Below are 352 nucleotides of genomic sequence, written 5' to 3'. Positions count from 1 at the left end.
GCGCGAAGCCCCCCTCAAGATGAGATTTCCCAGTATGTAAGACCCCTTGTAGACGACGAGGTTGATAGGTTCGAGGTGGAAGTGCGGCAACGTATGCAGCTGACGAATACTAATCGGTCGAGGGCTTAACCAAAATTCCTAAGTAATACTTTACGTTGAAGTTTCGTATCTAGTTTTCAGGGTGCAAGTCAGCCTGAATGAGTTTTTCGATGTTTCCTGGCAGAAGCATCAACGTTTGGTGATGATGGCGGAAGGGATCCACGCGTTCCCATCTCGAACACGACCGTTAAGCCTTCCAGCGTCGATGGTACTTGAACCGCAGGGTTCTGGGAGAGTAGAACGTTGCCAACAA

The 352-nt window shown here is 49.4% G+C and carries 2 rRNA genes; both read left to right on the top strand.

The annotated features are described in order from the left end of the window. A 23S ribosomal RNA gene (locus tag AC1DLM_RS35610) occupies positions 1-133 on the top strand; the annotation flags it as partial. A 101-nt stretch (positions 134-234) separates the two neighbouring features. After that, positions 235-351: ribosomal RNA gene (gene rrf, locus AC1DLM_RS35605) — 5S ribosomal RNA — on the top strand. Position 352 lies beyond the last annotated feature (1 nt).

The organism is Paenibacillus sp. 01T442 (assembly GCF_056398345.1).
The sequence above is the reverse complement of the archived record's forward strand: the minus strand, read 5'-3'. Positions and strand labels throughout refer to the sequence as shown.